This window comes from Algibacter sp. Ld11 (assembly GCF_045066735.1).
In the GTDB taxonomy this organism is placed as follows: domain Bacteria; phylum Bacteroidota; class Bacteroidia; order Flavobacteriales; family Flavobacteriaceae; genus Algibacter.
Map to the genome: position 1 here is coordinate 41,371 of NZ_JBISHH010000021.1, position 15,410 is coordinate 56,780.

The 15,410-nt window shown below is 31.2% G+C and carries 16 protein-coding genes; 8 read left to right on the plus strand and 8 right to left on the minus strand.

The genetic code is table 11. The features are described 5' to 3' along the window. Positions 1-5: 5 nt before the first annotated feature. Positions 6-1,109, minus strand: coding sequence for a glycosyltransferase (locus ACJJV4_RS07855; RefSeq protein WP_405293140.1), 1,104 nt, complete (start codon positions 1,107-1,109; stop codon positions 6-8). 126 nt (positions 1,110-1,235) lie between these two features. Between ACJJV4_RS07855 and ACJJV4_RS07860 the strand changes: the two genes are divergently transcribed. Next, the gene (locus ACJJV4_RS07860) at positions 1,236-2,132 is read left to right on the plus strand and encodes a glycosyltransferase (RefSeq protein WP_405293142.1); all 897 of its coding nucleotides are present in this window, start codon (positions 1,236-1,238) and stop codon (positions 2,130-2,132) included. Positions 2,133-2,158: 26 nt separating this feature from the next. On the opposite strand, the gene ACJJV4_RS07865 is transcribed toward ACJJV4_RS07860, so the two are convergent. The 6 genes from ACJJV4_RS07865 to typA form a co-directional block, all read right to left on the minus strand. Beyond that, complete coding sequence (locus ACJJV4_RS07865) at positions 2,159-3,604, minus strand: oligosaccharide flippase family protein (RefSeq protein ID WP_405293144.1); 1,446 nt, start codon at positions 3,602-3,604, stop codon at positions 2,159-2,161. Between the two features lie 117 nt (positions 3,605-3,721). Further along, positions 3,722-4,822: a DegT/DnrJ/EryC1/StrS family aminotransferase gene (locus tag ACJJV4_RS07870; RefSeq protein ID WP_405293146.1), complete on the minus strand. Its 1,101-nt coding sequence runs from the start codon at positions 4,820-4,822 to the stop codon at positions 3,722-3,724. Then, positions 4,819-5,799: a GNAT family N-acetyltransferase gene (locus ACJJV4_RS07875; RefSeq protein WP_405293148.1), complete on the minus strand. Its 981-nt coding sequence runs from the start codon at positions 5,797-5,799 to the stop codon at positions 4,819-4,821. Before ACJJV4_RS07875 ends, ACJJV4_RS07870 begins: the two co-directional genes overlap by 4 nt. Before the next feature lie 31 nt (positions 5,800-5,830). Further along, positions 5,831-7,156, minus strand: coding sequence for an O-antigen translocase (locus ACJJV4_RS07880; protein ID WP_405293150.1), 1,326 nt, complete (start codon positions 7,154-7,156; stop codon positions 5,831-5,833). 157 nt (positions 7,157-7,313) lie between these two features. After that, positions 7,314-7,547 carry a uroporphyrinogen decarboxylase gene (locus ACJJV4_RS07885; protein WP_405293152.1) on the minus strand — a complete coding sequence of 78 codons (234 nt, stop codon included), beginning with the start codon at positions 7,545-7,547 and terminating at the stop codon, positions 7,314-7,316. A gap of 5 nt (positions 7,548-7,552) precedes the next feature. Next, positions 7,553-9,352, minus strand: coding sequence for a translational GTPase TypA (typA, locus tag ACJJV4_RS07890; RefSeq protein ID WP_405293153.1), 1,800 nt, complete (start codon positions 9,350-9,352; stop codon positions 7,553-7,555). A 155-nt stretch (positions 9,353-9,507) separates the two neighbouring features. Between typA and ACJJV4_RS07895 the strand changes: the two genes are divergently transcribed. The 3 genes from ACJJV4_RS07895 to ACJJV4_RS07905 are packed head-to-tail and all read left to right on the plus strand — an operon-like array spanning position 9,508 to position 11,619. Beyond that, a complete protein-coding gene (locus ACJJV4_RS07895) occupies positions 9,508-9,867 on the plus strand; it encodes a hypothetical protein (protein WP_405293155.1) in 360 nt (119 codons plus the stop codon). Between the two features lie 33 nt (positions 9,868-9,900). Then, positions 9,901-10,719 carry a 3-deoxy-8-phosphooctulonate synthase gene (gene kdsA / locus ACJJV4_RS07900; protein WP_405293157.1) on the plus strand — a complete coding sequence of 273 codons (819 nt, stop codon included), beginning with the start codon at positions 9,901-9,903 and terminating at the stop codon, positions 10,717-10,719. Positions 10,720-10,740: 21 nt separating this feature from the next. Beyond that, positions 10,741-11,619, plus strand: coding sequence for a hypothetical protein (locus ACJJV4_RS07905; protein ID WP_405293159.1), 879 nt, complete (start codon positions 10,741-10,743; stop codon positions 11,617-11,619). 206 nt (positions 11,620-11,825) lie between these two features. On the opposite strand, the gene ACJJV4_RS07910 is transcribed toward ACJJV4_RS07905, so the two are convergent. Then, on the minus strand, positions 11,826-12,209 hold the full coding sequence (locus ACJJV4_RS07910; RefSeq protein ID WP_405293161.1) for a DUF1801 domain-containing protein: 384 nt from the start codon (positions 12,207-12,209) through the stop codon (positions 11,826-11,828). Between the two features lie 88 nt (positions 12,210-12,297). On the opposite strand from ACJJV4_RS07910, the gene ACJJV4_RS07915 reads away from it, so the two are divergent. From ACJJV4_RS07915 to creD, 4 genes are all read left to right on the plus strand, one after another. Beyond that, positions 12,298-12,906, plus strand: coding sequence for a hypothetical protein (locus ACJJV4_RS07915; RefSeq protein ID WP_405293163.1), 609 nt, complete (start codon positions 12,298-12,300; stop codon positions 12,904-12,906). Continuing rightward, positions 12,903-13,238, plus strand: coding sequence for a hypothetical protein (locus ACJJV4_RS07920; RefSeq protein ID WP_405293165.1), 336 nt, complete (start codon positions 12,903-12,905; stop codon positions 13,236-13,238). Before ACJJV4_RS07915 ends, ACJJV4_RS07920 begins: the two co-directional genes overlap by 4 nt. Before the next feature lie 4 nt (positions 13,239-13,242). Further along, positions 13,243-13,536: a winged helix-turn-helix domain-containing protein gene (locus ACJJV4_RS07925; RefSeq protein WP_405293167.1), complete on the plus strand. Its 294-nt coding sequence runs from the start codon at positions 13,243-13,245 to the stop codon at positions 13,534-13,536. A gap of 80 nt (positions 13,537-13,616) precedes the next feature. Beyond that, positions 13,617-14,993 carry a cell envelope integrity protein CreD gene (gene creD / locus ACJJV4_RS07930; RefSeq protein WP_405293170.1) on the plus strand — a complete coding sequence of 459 codons (1,377 nt, stop codon included), beginning with the start codon at positions 13,617-13,619 and terminating at the stop codon, positions 14,991-14,993. The last annotated feature ends 417 nt before the right edge of the window (positions 14,994-15,410 follow it).

A 15,410-nucleotide genomic window follows, 5' to 3' on the forward strand; every position in this document is an offset into this window, starting at 1 on the left:
ATATATTACAAGTTTGAAGGACTATTTAATAATTCTACCCAACCCTTAAAAACCTCATTACCTGAATATTTATAAACTGAAGTTTTACTGTTTTCCTTGCAATTTACATATAATTCTTTATCAGAATACATCTTATCAATAGCTTTTGAAAATGCACCAAAATCCTGATCTTTAACTAAAAGTCCGTTTTTATTATTAATAATTATCTCGGAAGGGCCAGATTTGCAATCAAAAGAAATTACTGGAGATCCTAAAGCTAATGATTCCAATAAAACCATTGGAAATCCTTCCAACTTACTAGACAACAATAAAAACTGACTCGATTTAATGTAAGGATAAGGGTTATCTTTAAACCCCAACAACTTCACCTTATCGCTTAAACTATTATTCAAAATAATTTGCTCTAATGCATCTTTATCTTTACCACTTCCCAAAATATAAAGGGGAATCCCGTTTTTAGCAGGTAAGGTATCTTTGTAAGCCAATACTAATTTATCGAATTGCTTCACTTCATTTTTTAATCGTCCTACTGCAACGATAAAAGACTTATCTCCGGTTTCTATTCTTTCTTCACTTTTTATAACGATATCACCGTTATAAAAATTGGGTATATATTTCAAATTTTTAAAATCGAACAATTGCTTTGTTTTATCATATATACCCTCAGAAACAACAACTACAGCCTTTGCTCTATTATATAACTTATAAAACAGAATATGCTGTGGCAAATAATTATAAACTCTATAAGAATGAATTGTTAAAACTGTTTTTTTAATACGATATACAAAAAGGTGAAAAATAAGTTCTCGAAAAAAATTGTTTTTAATTCTGAAATCTAAATAGAAATCTGCATTAATTTTATTGTACACTTTTTTAAGCACAAACAGTTTTTTAACAGACTGAAAAATAGAAATATTATGAGTAATACCACCTAAGTCATGAAGTTCTCCTTTAAAATCATAAGTTATACCACCTTGCATAACAATAATAGAAACCTCAAATTTTGCATCATGAAAAGATTTTGATAATACCGAGGCCGCCTTTTCTGCTCCACCGCCTGTTAGGCAATCAACAATTATACATACACTCTTTGTTTTATTATCCGCCATTTTATAGAATTGCAAATTTGCATACAAATATAATTATATAGCTAAAACTCATAGTATATTTGTAAGTGTACTAAAGTAAACTTAAACAAATAAAAAAAATTGCTTTTTTGATTATAAATCGGTGCTATGTCTAATCTAAATTATTTGGTAACTGTAATTTGCTCTTGTTACAACCATAGTAAGCATATTGAAAAAGCTCTAAATTCGGTTATTAACCAAACCCATAAAAACATTCAACTAATAATTATTGATGATTGTAGTGATGACGATTCTGTAGAAATAATTGACAAATGGATTTTAAAAAACCAAACCGGTCTATTTATTAAAAACACTAAAAATCTTGGGCTTACAAAATCGGTAAACACATCATTTAAAAATGTAAAAGGTGCATTTTTTATCGATTTAGCCGCAGATGATGTTTTGTTACCAAATTGTATTGAAACTCAACTTTCGGTTTATAAAAATTACCCTAACAATTTGATAGGCATTGTTTACGGCAACGCAAAAGTTATTGATAAACAAAACGATAAAACATACATTTATTATAATAAGTTTTCTCAACGCAAAAAAACAATAAAGCCAGGAGACGGACTTATTTACAAAGAAATACTGAATCACTCCAATACCATTTGCTCAGTAAGTGCGCTAATTAACACTTCTGTTTTCAACGAACTAGGCGGTTATGATGAGCAATTAGTTTATGAAGATTACGACTTATGGTTAAGAGTAGCGCGTAAATACAATATACTTTACATAGAAAATATTTTAGTTGAAAGAATAAAACTAAAAAGCTCCTTAGGAAATATAAATTACTCTAGATTTAATAAAAACGTATTCAAGTTTAAACACTCTACATACCTAATTGTAAAAAAGACTTTGAAAATGAATTTGACTAAAGAAGAGGATCTTGCCTCTATTGAAAAAATACAGTTAGAGCTAAAACAAAACTATAAAATTCTAAATATTTTATTAATTGCAAAATACTATATTCTATTACTGAAATTTAAATATAGAAAACATTAAATTATAATCTATTAATTCTATTTGCATTATTTTATAAGTCGGTGTCTCAGTTTAAAAAAAGAATACAGCATTGAAAAACTGGCTATTACAGCTAACACCAAATTAAAACCTTTAAACTCGTACACCAAAAACACAGATAACACCAACAAACACAGCAACAAGGAAGCGAGCATAATATGCAAGGTATCTTTTCTATATTTAAAATTATAATACCTAACCACTGTTACATAAGTATAAACGCCATATACTAAAAACATAACGACCATGGCTATACCTAGCCCTAAAAGCCCGAAATAATAAAACCCGATTAAAGAACCTATAACGTTAACACTATTTGATAAAAGATTCTGTTTAAGAAAAAGAGCTTTATTCCCTTTTATGAGCGCAATAAAACCAATTGGCCATGCGATAGCTTTTAAAACCACACTTATTAATCCTATTTTTAATATCAATAGAACATCTAAAAACTCATTAGAATATAGAATAGGTATTAAGTAAGGTGCCATTACATATAACACTAAAATAGCAGGAACAACTACTAACAAAGCTAATTCAGTCTGGTCGTTTACCAAGGCGTCAAATTGCTCTTTATCTTCTTCAAAGTTACATAGCCTTGGGTAGAAATCATTAGACATTGCCGCAAAAACCAACCCTATATACCCTACTAAAAAAGTATTACCTACTTGATAAACACCTAATATTTCATATGAATGATATTCGATTAAGTACCATCTAATAATATAAAAACATAATTGACCAAACACAGCACTCGTAGAGAGTAACAAACCTAATTTAGCAATAGGCAAACCTTCTTTAAAGACCTGATTTGCAGCAATTTTAACTTCACTAACAGCTATAGATTTCGTAAAATAAATACTTAACAAAAAATTAGATATAGTACTTATTACAATAGCAGGAATTATACCATCTATACCATAAATATAATATGCTACAATAGATATAACAGCAGAGATAACGGTTGAAAATATATTGTATAAAACAATTTTTTTTACCTTTTTCTTTGCTTGTAAAACAGCAAGACGAATTGAAGAAATAGAGTTAAACAAAAAATATGAACTCAAGCCAATGACCCATAGGTATTTGGTATCGGTTTGAAATACAACAAGACTAACCTGTTTTGAGAATAAAACAAGCCCCATAACTCCAAGAACACCCGTAAATATAGCCCATTTATAAACTATTTTTATAAGCCTTCCTGATTTCTCATTAGATTGTTCTTTTTCATTATCTAATAAAGCAATCTCCCTAACACTACTTGATGCTATTCCAAAGTTTGTTACACCATGAATTAACCTCAATATATTATCAATTAAACCCAAAACACCTATTCCTGCCGGTCCAATAAGAACCGCCGCAACTTTATTACAAATTAACCGAGCCCCAATTCCAATTAATTGAGACACCGCGAACATACTCGTGTTTTTAAAAATTATTTTATGGAAACCACTCAAATTTTATATTATTTTACAACCAATTTTTCTATTTGTTTAAAAACCTCATCTCAGCTTTGCTTTTTATCACAAGTAATTAAATATGTGTTTTGCAATTTAGTGTAGCGAAAATATAAATTAATACGTGTTTATAACTTCTATTACTTTCTGAATATCTCCAACCGTTAAACTTGGGTTTATAGGTAAACTTAAAACCTCATTATGTATTTTTTCTGTAATAGGAAATTTAAAATCATTAAGCTCTTTATAAGCCGTTTGTTTATGAGTTGGTATTGGATAATGAATAAAAGATTCTATCCCATTTTGATGTAAGTAAGCTTTTAACCGATCTCTTTCTTCAACACGAATTACAAATTGATGAAAAACATGATCCTTTAAATCTGAAAAAGAAGGCAAGCTAACTTTAGCGTTATGGATACCAGTAGAATACAAATAAGCCAACTCCATTCGTTTTAAATTATCAAGATCTAAATACTTTAATTTAATACTTAAAAACGCAGCTTGCAACTCATCTAACCGGCAATTAAAACCTCTAATATCATTTTTATATGTTGTGCTCCTACCATAGTTTCGGAGCTTAAATATTGTTTCTGCTAATTCATAATTATTAGTCGTTACCGCTCCAGCATCTCCTAAAGCACCTAGATTTTTCGTTGGATAAAAACTAAAAGCTGCAGCTTCAGAAAGGTTTCCAGCCTTTCTTCCATCTTTATTTTTTGCGCCATGGGCTTGGGCTGCATCTTCAATTAATAATAAATTATTTTTACGACAAAGCGCCTCTAGCTGTTCTACATGATACAATTGCCCATATAAATGTACGCCCAAAATAGCTCTTGTTTTTTCTGTTATAGCAGCTTCTATTTTACTTGTATCTATATTATAGCTATCGATACTAGGTTCTACCAAAACAGGTACTAATCTTGTATTTGTAATTGCTAAAATGGTTGCTATATAAGTATTGGCCGGGACAATTACCTCATCACCATCATTTAATACACCTAGTACTTTATAGGCTTCAAAAATGAGTTGAAGTGCATCAAGTCCCGAACTCACTCCTATGCAATACTTTACACCGCAATAAGTAGCAAATTCATGTTCAAACTTTACAACCTCTTCACCTAAAATATATTGTCCCGAATTTAAAAACGAATCGAACCGCTCTTTAAATTCTTTTTCAAAATTCTTATTTAATAGTTTTAAATCTAAAAACTTAATCATATAAACACGTTATTAAGTAAATGATAATTATTAACGTTTATTTTATAAAAATCTTGCGTGACGGTTCTAGAACCAAAACCCTCTTTCCAAAATTGTAATCCTTTATTAATATTTAAACCATTATTTTCATTAGATGTTCCAAAATCAAAATACATTTTATCTTTAAATATTTCCTTAATTAAATAATGATGTAAAAAATCTAAACTTCCTTTTGCATTATTATTTTCATTTCCAGATATATATTGAGAGTGTGCTACAAACTCAGTTTCAAAAACTGTTGTTCCTGCAACAATTTCATCATTATCATACACATTAAATTGCCTAATATTATTTGGGAAACACTTTTTTAATAATGTTATCTCTTCCAAACTATGCACAGGTTTAGCATTGTGCTTCTCCTTTAAGTTTTTAATAAGAATTGAGTCCCAGAACAACTCGAAATCGCCCTCCTCTTTCACGACTAAATTATGCTTAATAGCTCTTCTGCATCCTTCTAATCTGTTACTCGAAATGTTTACTCTATTAGTAGCTAAATCAATAACAGACAACGTATCTTTTCTAAATAAGTCCGCTTTCAAAATAAACATTAAATAATCTATTTCTGCAGTAAAAACACGTGTATATATCACAGGCATTTGTTTTAAAACTAAACTTTTAAAGCCGGCGATACTTAGATATTTTAGTAGCTCCATAAAAACACGAAGTACAGCATCAAATTTTATTTGTTCTTTTAAGACAAGTCCTCCATAAGTTAACCCTTGATGGGAATAAAGATCCTCATTTAAAACATTAGCTGGTAATACAGCTATAAGTTTATTCTTTTTATAAACGAGTAAAGAAAAATCGTGAAATCTGTCTTTATGGTAATCCATAAAATCTCTGTGGAATAAAAAAGTAGCATTCTTTGCTTTTGCCACAAATTGATTCCATTCCCCATAATTAGAGACTTTATATCTAACAATATTAATATCGTTCATTAAAAAATATATCCAAAATTTACATTAATTGTTATTTATTGTGATTTTTTCCTAAAGAAATCTCATTAGAATCTATACCAAATAAAGAGCTCCATAACAAGAGAATAACAATGCCAAAATACATAAGATAACTAACAAAATGTGCAAATACTGCACCTTTTACTCCGCCAAACACATCAATAAAATAAACACTTGTAATGTATAGTATAACAACAAGAAACAGTTGTGTTAAAATATAATGCCAAAACATTTTTTTCGCTAGAAATTGATATGCAATAATCACGGCAAGAATTTTAACAAAATCGCCTAGTAGCTGCCACAAAAATAAATTTTCTACTGGCTCAAACTCATTAGTAAAAATAAGACTTATTATTGGTGCTTTTAGTGCGTAAATTAGCAAGAAACCTGCAACTAAAATAGGAATTAATATTTTGTAATATGCAGAAATTTCTTTTCGAAATTTCTTAATGTTAGTAATTTTAGACAAACGAGGCAAAATAGACATCCCTATTACGGACATTACTAACATTAAATAATATCTAGATACTCGATTCATGGCTTCCCATAAACCTGCTTCTTTATACCCTAAATCGTCAATAATATAAGATCGGATACAAATAGCTACAAGCGGCATAATTACAGCAGAAAATAACGCCATAATAGAAATTGGCCACATTTTTTTAAAAATATCAAAACTTATATTTTTTACCTGAAGGAGGTTTGCTAAACTGCGCCTATTAAAAATGCCAACAAGAGTAATTAGAAATATTAAAGACTCTGAAATTACTACGGATATTAATGCACCATCAATTTTACTTTGGTAAATTAAAACTAGCGCAATAGAAACGCTTAAAAGTTGCCCCACTATGTTTATTTGACACATAGCCTTATACTTACCAAACCCATTCATTATAGAAAATGAATACATATTAATAGCATAAAAAGGTAATGCTATAGCAAATATTTGAATAATGTAAGCGTAATTATTATACTCGGGAAATATAAAATTATTGATAGTCTCTGCATTTAAATAACAGAGCATGGAGACTGTAATACTAGAAATAAAACCAACATAAAACACCGTAGAGAGTGTTTTACTAAGTAATTTGGCATCTTCCTTAAATTGCGCTACATATTTTACAACGGTGTTGTATGCTCCAAAAACAGAAATATTATGAAAAGCGCTTACAAAATTCTCTAAATTACCAATTAGAGCGAAACCAACAGGACCAATAATTATAGCAATAGCTTTTGAGGTTAAAACACCAGCAAAAATTTTAACAAATACCAATGCCGTTTTCAACGTCATCAATTTTACTAAAACATGTTCTTTTATATAATCTATTAATTTCTTCAATTAATATGAGTTTTGTGCTGTTATATTTTGAAGTGGTAATGCTGAGATTATATAGAACTTAATTAATCCTTATTTATTATAGCTTTTCTTGCAAAACACTTCAAATATACAAAATCATTTAATTCACCATGTTAATTCACTAAGTACTAATGTTATATTATTTTTTAGACTTTAACAAGTAAAAAAGATTTACACAAAAGATAGCAACATTTGTAATAACAATGGGTTTAGATAATGGAGATAACATAATACCATAAAACACAAATAGTAAACACCCTGCGGAGTTTACTATTCGTAATTTATTTACAGATGTCATTAAAAAGGATATTAAAACGGTAGCCATAGCAGCATACCCTACCCAATCTGTAATTGAAATTCCTAAGAATTCCATTTATGTTATATAGATTTGTTTCTCTTACGGTCTGTTTCACTTAACCAAATTTTACGTAAACGTAAGTGGTTTGGAGTAACTTCAACATACTCATCTTTTTGAATATATTCTAAAGCTTCTTCTAAAGAGAATTTAATTGCTGGTACAATTTTCGCTTTATCATCTGCTCCAGAAGAACGTACATTACTTTGCTTTTTAGCTTTAGTAATATTAATATTCATATCATCCTGACGAGAATTTTCACCAATTACTTGGCCTTCATATATATTCTCACCTGGCTCTACGAAAAACTTACCACGATCTTGTAATTTATCAATTGAATAAGGAATTGCTGTTCCATTTTCCATAGAAACTAGAGATCCAGAAATACGTCCAGGAATAGCACCTTTTAATGGTTGGTATTCTTTAAAACGGTGTGCCATAATAGCCTCACCAGCAGTTGCAGTTAATAACTGGTTACGTAAACCAATAATACCACGAGAAGGAATTAAGAATTCACAAACCATACGGTCTCCTTTAGCTTCCATGCTTAGCATTTCACCTTTACGTAAAGTTACAAACTCTACAGCTCTACCAGAAACAGTTTCTGGAAGGTCAATAGTTAACTCTTCAATTGGCTCACATTTAACACCATCAATTTCTTTAATAATTACTTGTGGTTGTCCAATTTGAAGCTCGTAACCTTCACGACGCATAGTTTCAATTAAAACCGATAAGTGTAATACACCACGACCAAAAACCATGAATTTATCTGCACTACCCGTTTCACCAAGTTTTAGTGCTAAGTTTTTTTCTAATTCTTTTTCTAAACGATCTTTGATATGACGAGACGTTACATACTTTCCATCTTTTCCGAAGAAAGGAGAATCGTTAATTGTAAACAACATACTCATGGTAGGCTCATCAATTGCGATAGATTTTAAACCTTCAGGATTTTCTACATCAGAAATAGTATCTCCAATTTCAAAACCTTCCACACCAACAATGGCACAAATATCACCGGTTTGAACACTTTCTACTTTTTTACGGCCAAGACCTTCAAAAATAAATACTTCTTTAATTCTACTTTTTGTAACAGTTCCATCTCTTTTTACTAAAGCGATTTGTTGTCCCTCTACAATGTTTCCTCTTTGAACTCTACCAATCGCAATACGACCAGTAAATGAAGAGAAATCTAAAGATGTAATTAACATTTGGGTTGTTCCTTCTGGAAAAACAGGCGTTGGTACATGCTCAACAATCATATCCAATAATGGCTCGATATTCGTTGTTGGTTTTTGCCAATCATCACTCATCCAGTTGTTCTTAGCCGATCCGTAAACGGTTGGAAAATCCAACTGCCACTCTTCTGCACCAAGTTCAAACATTAAGTCAAATACTTTTTCATGTACTTCTTCTGGAGTACAGTTTTCTTTATCAACTTTATTTACCACCACACATGGTTTTAAACCTAAATCGATTGCTTTTTGTAATACAAAACGCGTTTGTGGCATAGGCCCTTCAAAAGCATCTACTAATAATACAACACCATCTGCCATGTTTAAAACACGTTCTACTTCACCTCCGAAATCGGCGTGACCTGGTGTATCAATAATATTAATTTTTGTATCTTTATATACAACAGAAACGTTTTTAGAAGTAATGGTAATACCACGTTCTCTTTCTAAATCGTTATTATCTAGAATTAAATCTCCAGTGTTTTCATTTTCACGAAACAATTGGCAGTGGTACATAATCTTGTCCACTAAAGTTGTTTTCCCGTGATCTACGTGCGCAATAATTGCGACATTTTTAATATTAGCCATAATGTGTGCCTTATTTTAAGCCTGCAAAGGTACATGATATTTTCTTATATAGTTAAAAATTTGTTATAATTAAAATCAAATATAATTTTAAATGCTTGTTTTCGTTATTTTTATAAGAAATTCTCTCTCATAACAATCATTAAAAACATAGTGCCATGAACATAATTAATAAATTTACCAAAAGCATACCTTACCTTTATTTTATTGCCATTGCGGCATATTGGTTTACTGCCATTAACCGTACAGAAGGCCTAACGGCATACCCTATTTTATTATTCGGAATTCCCTTTTTATGGCAAATAATAAAGCCTAATAAAAAATTAAATTTCGCTTTAGGCATCACCTTTGTTTGCTTATCATCCTATTTAATTATTGGCTATTTGTCTAAAATTATCGATTTCAGTGATTTAGCATTTAATTCAAACAGCGTAATGCTTACTGCTGGCTTGTTTGTAGTTACAAACTTTATTATGGCCATGTGGATTATGAAAAACAGCCTGAGAAGTCGTTTTTAATTTGATTATCTTTGTCGCCTAAATTTCAAGTCGATGATACTTCAAGATATTCCCAAAATAAAGCATACACAATCCAATAATTTCTTTCTTCTTTGTGGCCCTTGCGCCATAGAAGGGGAAGATATGGCTATGCGTATTGCCGAAAAAGTAGTAACAATTACTAATAAATTAGAAATTCCTTATGTTTTTAAGGGTAGTTTCAAAAAAGCAAATCGAAGCAGAATTGATAGTTTTACAGGTATTGGTGATGAAAAAGCTCTAGAAATTTTAGCAAAAGTTTCCGAAGCCTTCGATGTTCCTACAGTAACCGATATTCATGAAATATCCGATGCCGCACTAGCCGCTCAATATGTAGATATTTTACAAATACCAGCATTTTTAGTGCGCCAAACCGACTTAGTTGTGGCCGCTGCAAAAACAGGAAAAGTAGTCAACTTAAAAAAAGGACAATTTATGAGTCCGGAGGCCATGAAACACGCTGTGCAAAAAGTAAAAGATGCAGGCAGTGATAAAGCTTGGATTACCGACCGAGGCACCATGTTTGGCTACCAAGACATGATTGTAGATTTCCGCGGTATCCCAACCATGAAACAATACGCACCCGTAGTTCTCGATGTAACACATTCTCTACAACAACCAAACCAAACCGCTGGTGTTACAGGCGGACGCCCAGATATGATAGAAACTATTGCCCGTGCAGGTATTGTAAACAATGTAGATGGTTTATTTATAGAAACCCATTTCGATCCTGCAAATGCTAAAAGTGACGGTGCCAATATGCTCCACTTAGAAAACTTAGAAAACTTACTAAGCAATCTAGTTAAAATTAGAAAAACAATACAATCACTTTAATAAGGGATAAACAAAGTAATAATGAAATCAAACCTACACATAGTAGTACTTTTTATAGGTATTATTAATTTCAGCGCCTTTGCCCAAGATACCGAAATTCTAAAATATACAGCATCTAACAAAGGTAAATTCTTCGTAAGTTGGGGAGGCAATAGAGATTCGTTCAGTAAATCGGATATTCATTTCGAAGGCGAGAATTACAACTTCACTATAAAAGACGCTACAGCACGCGACAAACCAAAAGGTTGGCACCTAGATTACATAAACCCAACTAGAATGACCATACCTCAAACCAATTTTAAAATGGGGTATTTCATTTCAGATAAATATTCTATTTCACTAGGCTTAGACCACATGAAATACGTTATGGAACGTGAAAAAACAAGAGTGCTTAACGGCTATATCGATTTGCCGGCTAAAGGAAGTGTAGACTCACCCATAGAAGGCGAAGGCTATCAATTTAATGGCATATACAATAACGAACCAACGTATTTACCAAAAGATTTTTTAGGTTTTGAGCACACCGACGGATTAAACTATATTTATACAGAAATTGCTAGACACGATGATATTTCGTCTCTTTTCAACCTTCCAAACACAGATAAATTTCAAATTAATTTAACCGAAGGTATTGGCGGAGGATTTCTATTACCAAAAACAAACAGTACATTATTATTAAAAGAAACCAACGATGAGTTCCATTTAGCAGGCTATGGCTTTTCGGCCCGAGCAGGAATTAATTTTACTTTTTTCAAGCATTTCTTTATACAACTCGACTTAAAAGGCGGTTACATCAACATGCCAGATATTCGCACCACGCAAAACCCTGTCGATCGTGCATCGCAGCATTTCACTTACTTGCAACGCATTGTTTCTTTTGGTGGAATTTTTAGAATTTAAAATATTTGGGCGGGTTTTTAAGAAAAATAAAAACCGCGCTATCCGCTATATCTTTTTATAAAACATTTGTAGAAACAAAAACCGATTTGCATGCCGTAAACTCCAAGGTAAAACTAATGTTTATGGCATTTTATTTTTTACAAAAAGGATGCCGCTACTATCGCTCCCGCATATACCCGCCAAATTTATTTGCAACACCACACAAATTACTTATCAATAAACCAAGCCCTTTTGCTTGTACTTAAAAGTTTTGAGGCAGCATGTAATAACGCCACAAAAACGTCATAATCCAAATCTTCTAAGGTTTTTAACTTTATAGATCGAACTTGCTTTCTGTTGTTATCATTCTTTAAAACAGGAAACTCTTTTTCTAGCAAAACACCTTGCACAAAAGCCACATCAACATAATTTTTCCCTTTAAGGATATTTAAATAAATCATTGGCTTTTTATGACAATTGTAAAACGGAATATTATAACTGTAACGCTCTTCTACCTCTGGTAACGTATTCAAAATTACGCTTCGCACAAACAACATAATTGCCTGATAAGGTTCTTTCTGGTTTAAAAAGTAAATATCAATCGGATTCACATTAAGGCGTTTATTTTCAAATTTAATAAAAATAAGTAACCAATAATTCAAAATTATTTATTTACTTTGCATTTCAAAGTACTTTTACATGGAATCAAAAGATTATTTAAAAGACATTTCAGACATCAAGGATTTAATGAATAAGTCTTCCCGATTTATTTCTTTAAGTGGCTTATCTGGAATTTTAGCAGGAACTTATGCCCTTTTAGGTGCAGCTGTCGCTTATTGGCTTGTTAATCAATACAGTTACGGTACGCTAATTCTAGATGGTCAAATATTTAGATCTGTTGTGTTTATTTTAGCTTTAGTAGCTATATTCAGTGCTGCTACAGGATATATACTATCTGCCAAAAAAGCAAAAAAAATGGGAGCAAAAATGTGGGATGCCACATCCAAACGATTAGTTATTAATTTTTTAATTCCTTTAATTGCAGGCGGATTGTACATTTTAATTATTTTAAGTCATGGAAAGTACGGGCAAACTGGTGGTTTAATGCTTATTTTTTATGGTCTAGCTTTAGTAAACGCATCTAAGTATAGCATTGGAGACATTCGGTATTTAGGCTACATAGAGATTGTTTTAGGCTTAATTGCCACACTATTACCTGGATACGGCTTTTGGCTTTGGGTTCTTGGTTTTGGTGTTATGCACATAATCTATGGTAGTATCATGCACTTTAAATACGATGTAAAATGAACAAAGCAATTATCATTGCAATAATTACAACCGTAATTGTTTATGGACTTGGCCTAAGCTATTTATATTATTCCAACGAAAAATATACAGAAGCTGTTGCGTTTTACGACACCAATAAAAATGGGATTATAGACAACAGCGAAATTAATCAAAACTCTAAAGAGATTGTAAACCAAGGTGCTAAGCGCAAAAGCACAAAACAAGGCGCCGTTATACTAATTCCTTTTTCAATAATTATTGGAGCCATTGCTTATGCAATAGCCTCACTTTTTTCGAAAATTAAAACGATTAATGATAACGAAATAATAAAATCGAAAAGTAAGCGAATTTAGATTTATGAGTATAATAACTAATATTAATAAAGCATTCGATCATCGCATTCGATTAGGCATTATGTCTATTTTAATGGTGAACGAGTACGCCGATTTTAATATGCTAAAAGAACTTTTAGGAGCTACCGATGGTAATATTGCCAGCCACGCAAAAGCGCTAGAAAAGGTTGAATACATAAAAGTTGAAAAACAGTTTATTGGTCGCAAGCCAAACACTCGATACTCCACCACAGATTTAGGTCGTGCCGAGTTTAAAAAACATATTAATGCGCTCGAAAAACTAATAAATAAAAGTTAACCTTTAGTATAACAAAAATTACAAAATCTTTTTTTTAATCTTTTACTTTGAATTTCAAAGTACTTTAAATAATTACAATTATGGAAAACACGAACAAACCTCAACAGAACAAATTTGGAAATTGGCTAAAAACATCAATCGCAGCACGAATGCTCATGGTGGGCTTTTTAGTTATTATTTTACTCATACCCTTATCATTTATTAATAGCCTAATTACAGAGCGCGCCTATAGACAAAGCGATGTTGTAAACGAGATTAACGAAAAATGGGGAGAAAACGTACTTGTTTACGGTCCGTTTTTAAAAATCCCGTACAAAACATACACCGAAACAAAAACCTACAATGAAAAAACAAAAACATTTTTTAAAGAAATAGAAACCCATGTAAAACACGCTTATATCTTTCCGGAGACTTTAAACGCCGATGTAAATGTAGATTCTAAGACTTTAAAGAGAGGTAACTTTGAGTCGGCTGTATTTACAACCACCATGAACTTTTCGGGACATTATATACCTACAGACTTAAACTCAAAAGGTATTAAAACGGAAGACATTTTATGGGACAAAGCTACCATCCTTCTAAAAACCTCTAACTTAAAAGGTATTAAGAGTGAAATGCTTTTAAAACTAAACAAAAATACCTATACTTTTCAGACTAATTTCAACGACAACGCATCAAAAAACAACGATTATCTAGATGTTTTAGAATCAGGCTTTATAAATGCTGCAGATCTTTCAAGCAAGAACAATGCACAATTTAGCTTATCTATGTCCTTTAATGGTAGCAAACAGATAGAACTTATTCCTATTGGTAAAACCACTACAATGCATATGGCTTCTAATTGGGCCGACCCAAGTTTTATTGGTAATTATTTACCAAATGATGAAACAAAAAAAATAACTAAAACAGACTTTAATGCAGATTGGAAGGTATTACATATCAATCGTGCATTCTCTCAGCAGCATTTAAATAAAATACCTAATCTAAACAAATTTGCATTCGGCACTAAATTTATGGTTATGGTCGATGAGTACCAAAAAAGTGAACGTTCTGCCAAATATGGCTTCCTAGTAATAGGACTCACATTTTTAATATTTTTCCTTATTCAAACTCTTAGTAAAATAAACATCCACCCTTTTCAGTATTTAATGATTGGGTTGGCTCTCATAATGTTTTACACGCTGCTAGTATCTATTTCCGAACATAGTAATTTTCTAAAAGCTTACTTAATAGCTGGTAGTTCTGTAATTTTATTAATAACGCTATATTCAAAATCAATATTAAAAACATTGAAGTTCCCAGTATTTATTGGTCTATCGCTATCTGCATTATACGCCTTTATTTATATTATTATTCAGTTAGAAAACTATGCCCTTTTAGTTGGTAGTATTGGTTTATTCTTAATACTAACCATTGTAATGTACGTATCAAGAAAGATAGATTGGAATAACGGATAATCTCATAAAGCGTTGCTCTTTTTTAAGAGTAACGCTTTTAAATATCCACCTTAAAAAAAGAAACTTTATAAATCTATAATATAATACAGAAATGAGGTATAATATTTCAAACATAGGACGAATAGTAGCTGTTTTAAGTTTTATAATTGGCACCATTTTATTTTCATTTTACCTCTATTTTGGCAGGACTTTTATACCCGAAATGGTAGGATTTAAATTCATTTTGGTTGCTATTGTAATAAACTTAATATTGCTAATTTTAAATTTTGTAATGCTTATTATTAATGAAACAAGCAGATACGAAAACTTAAAAACATGCGGAATTATTTTAATAAATATCCCCATAGCTATTTTATACTTATACCTCATTATTTCCGTTGAACACATAAGGCTATAATACATTGAAATTAAATAAAA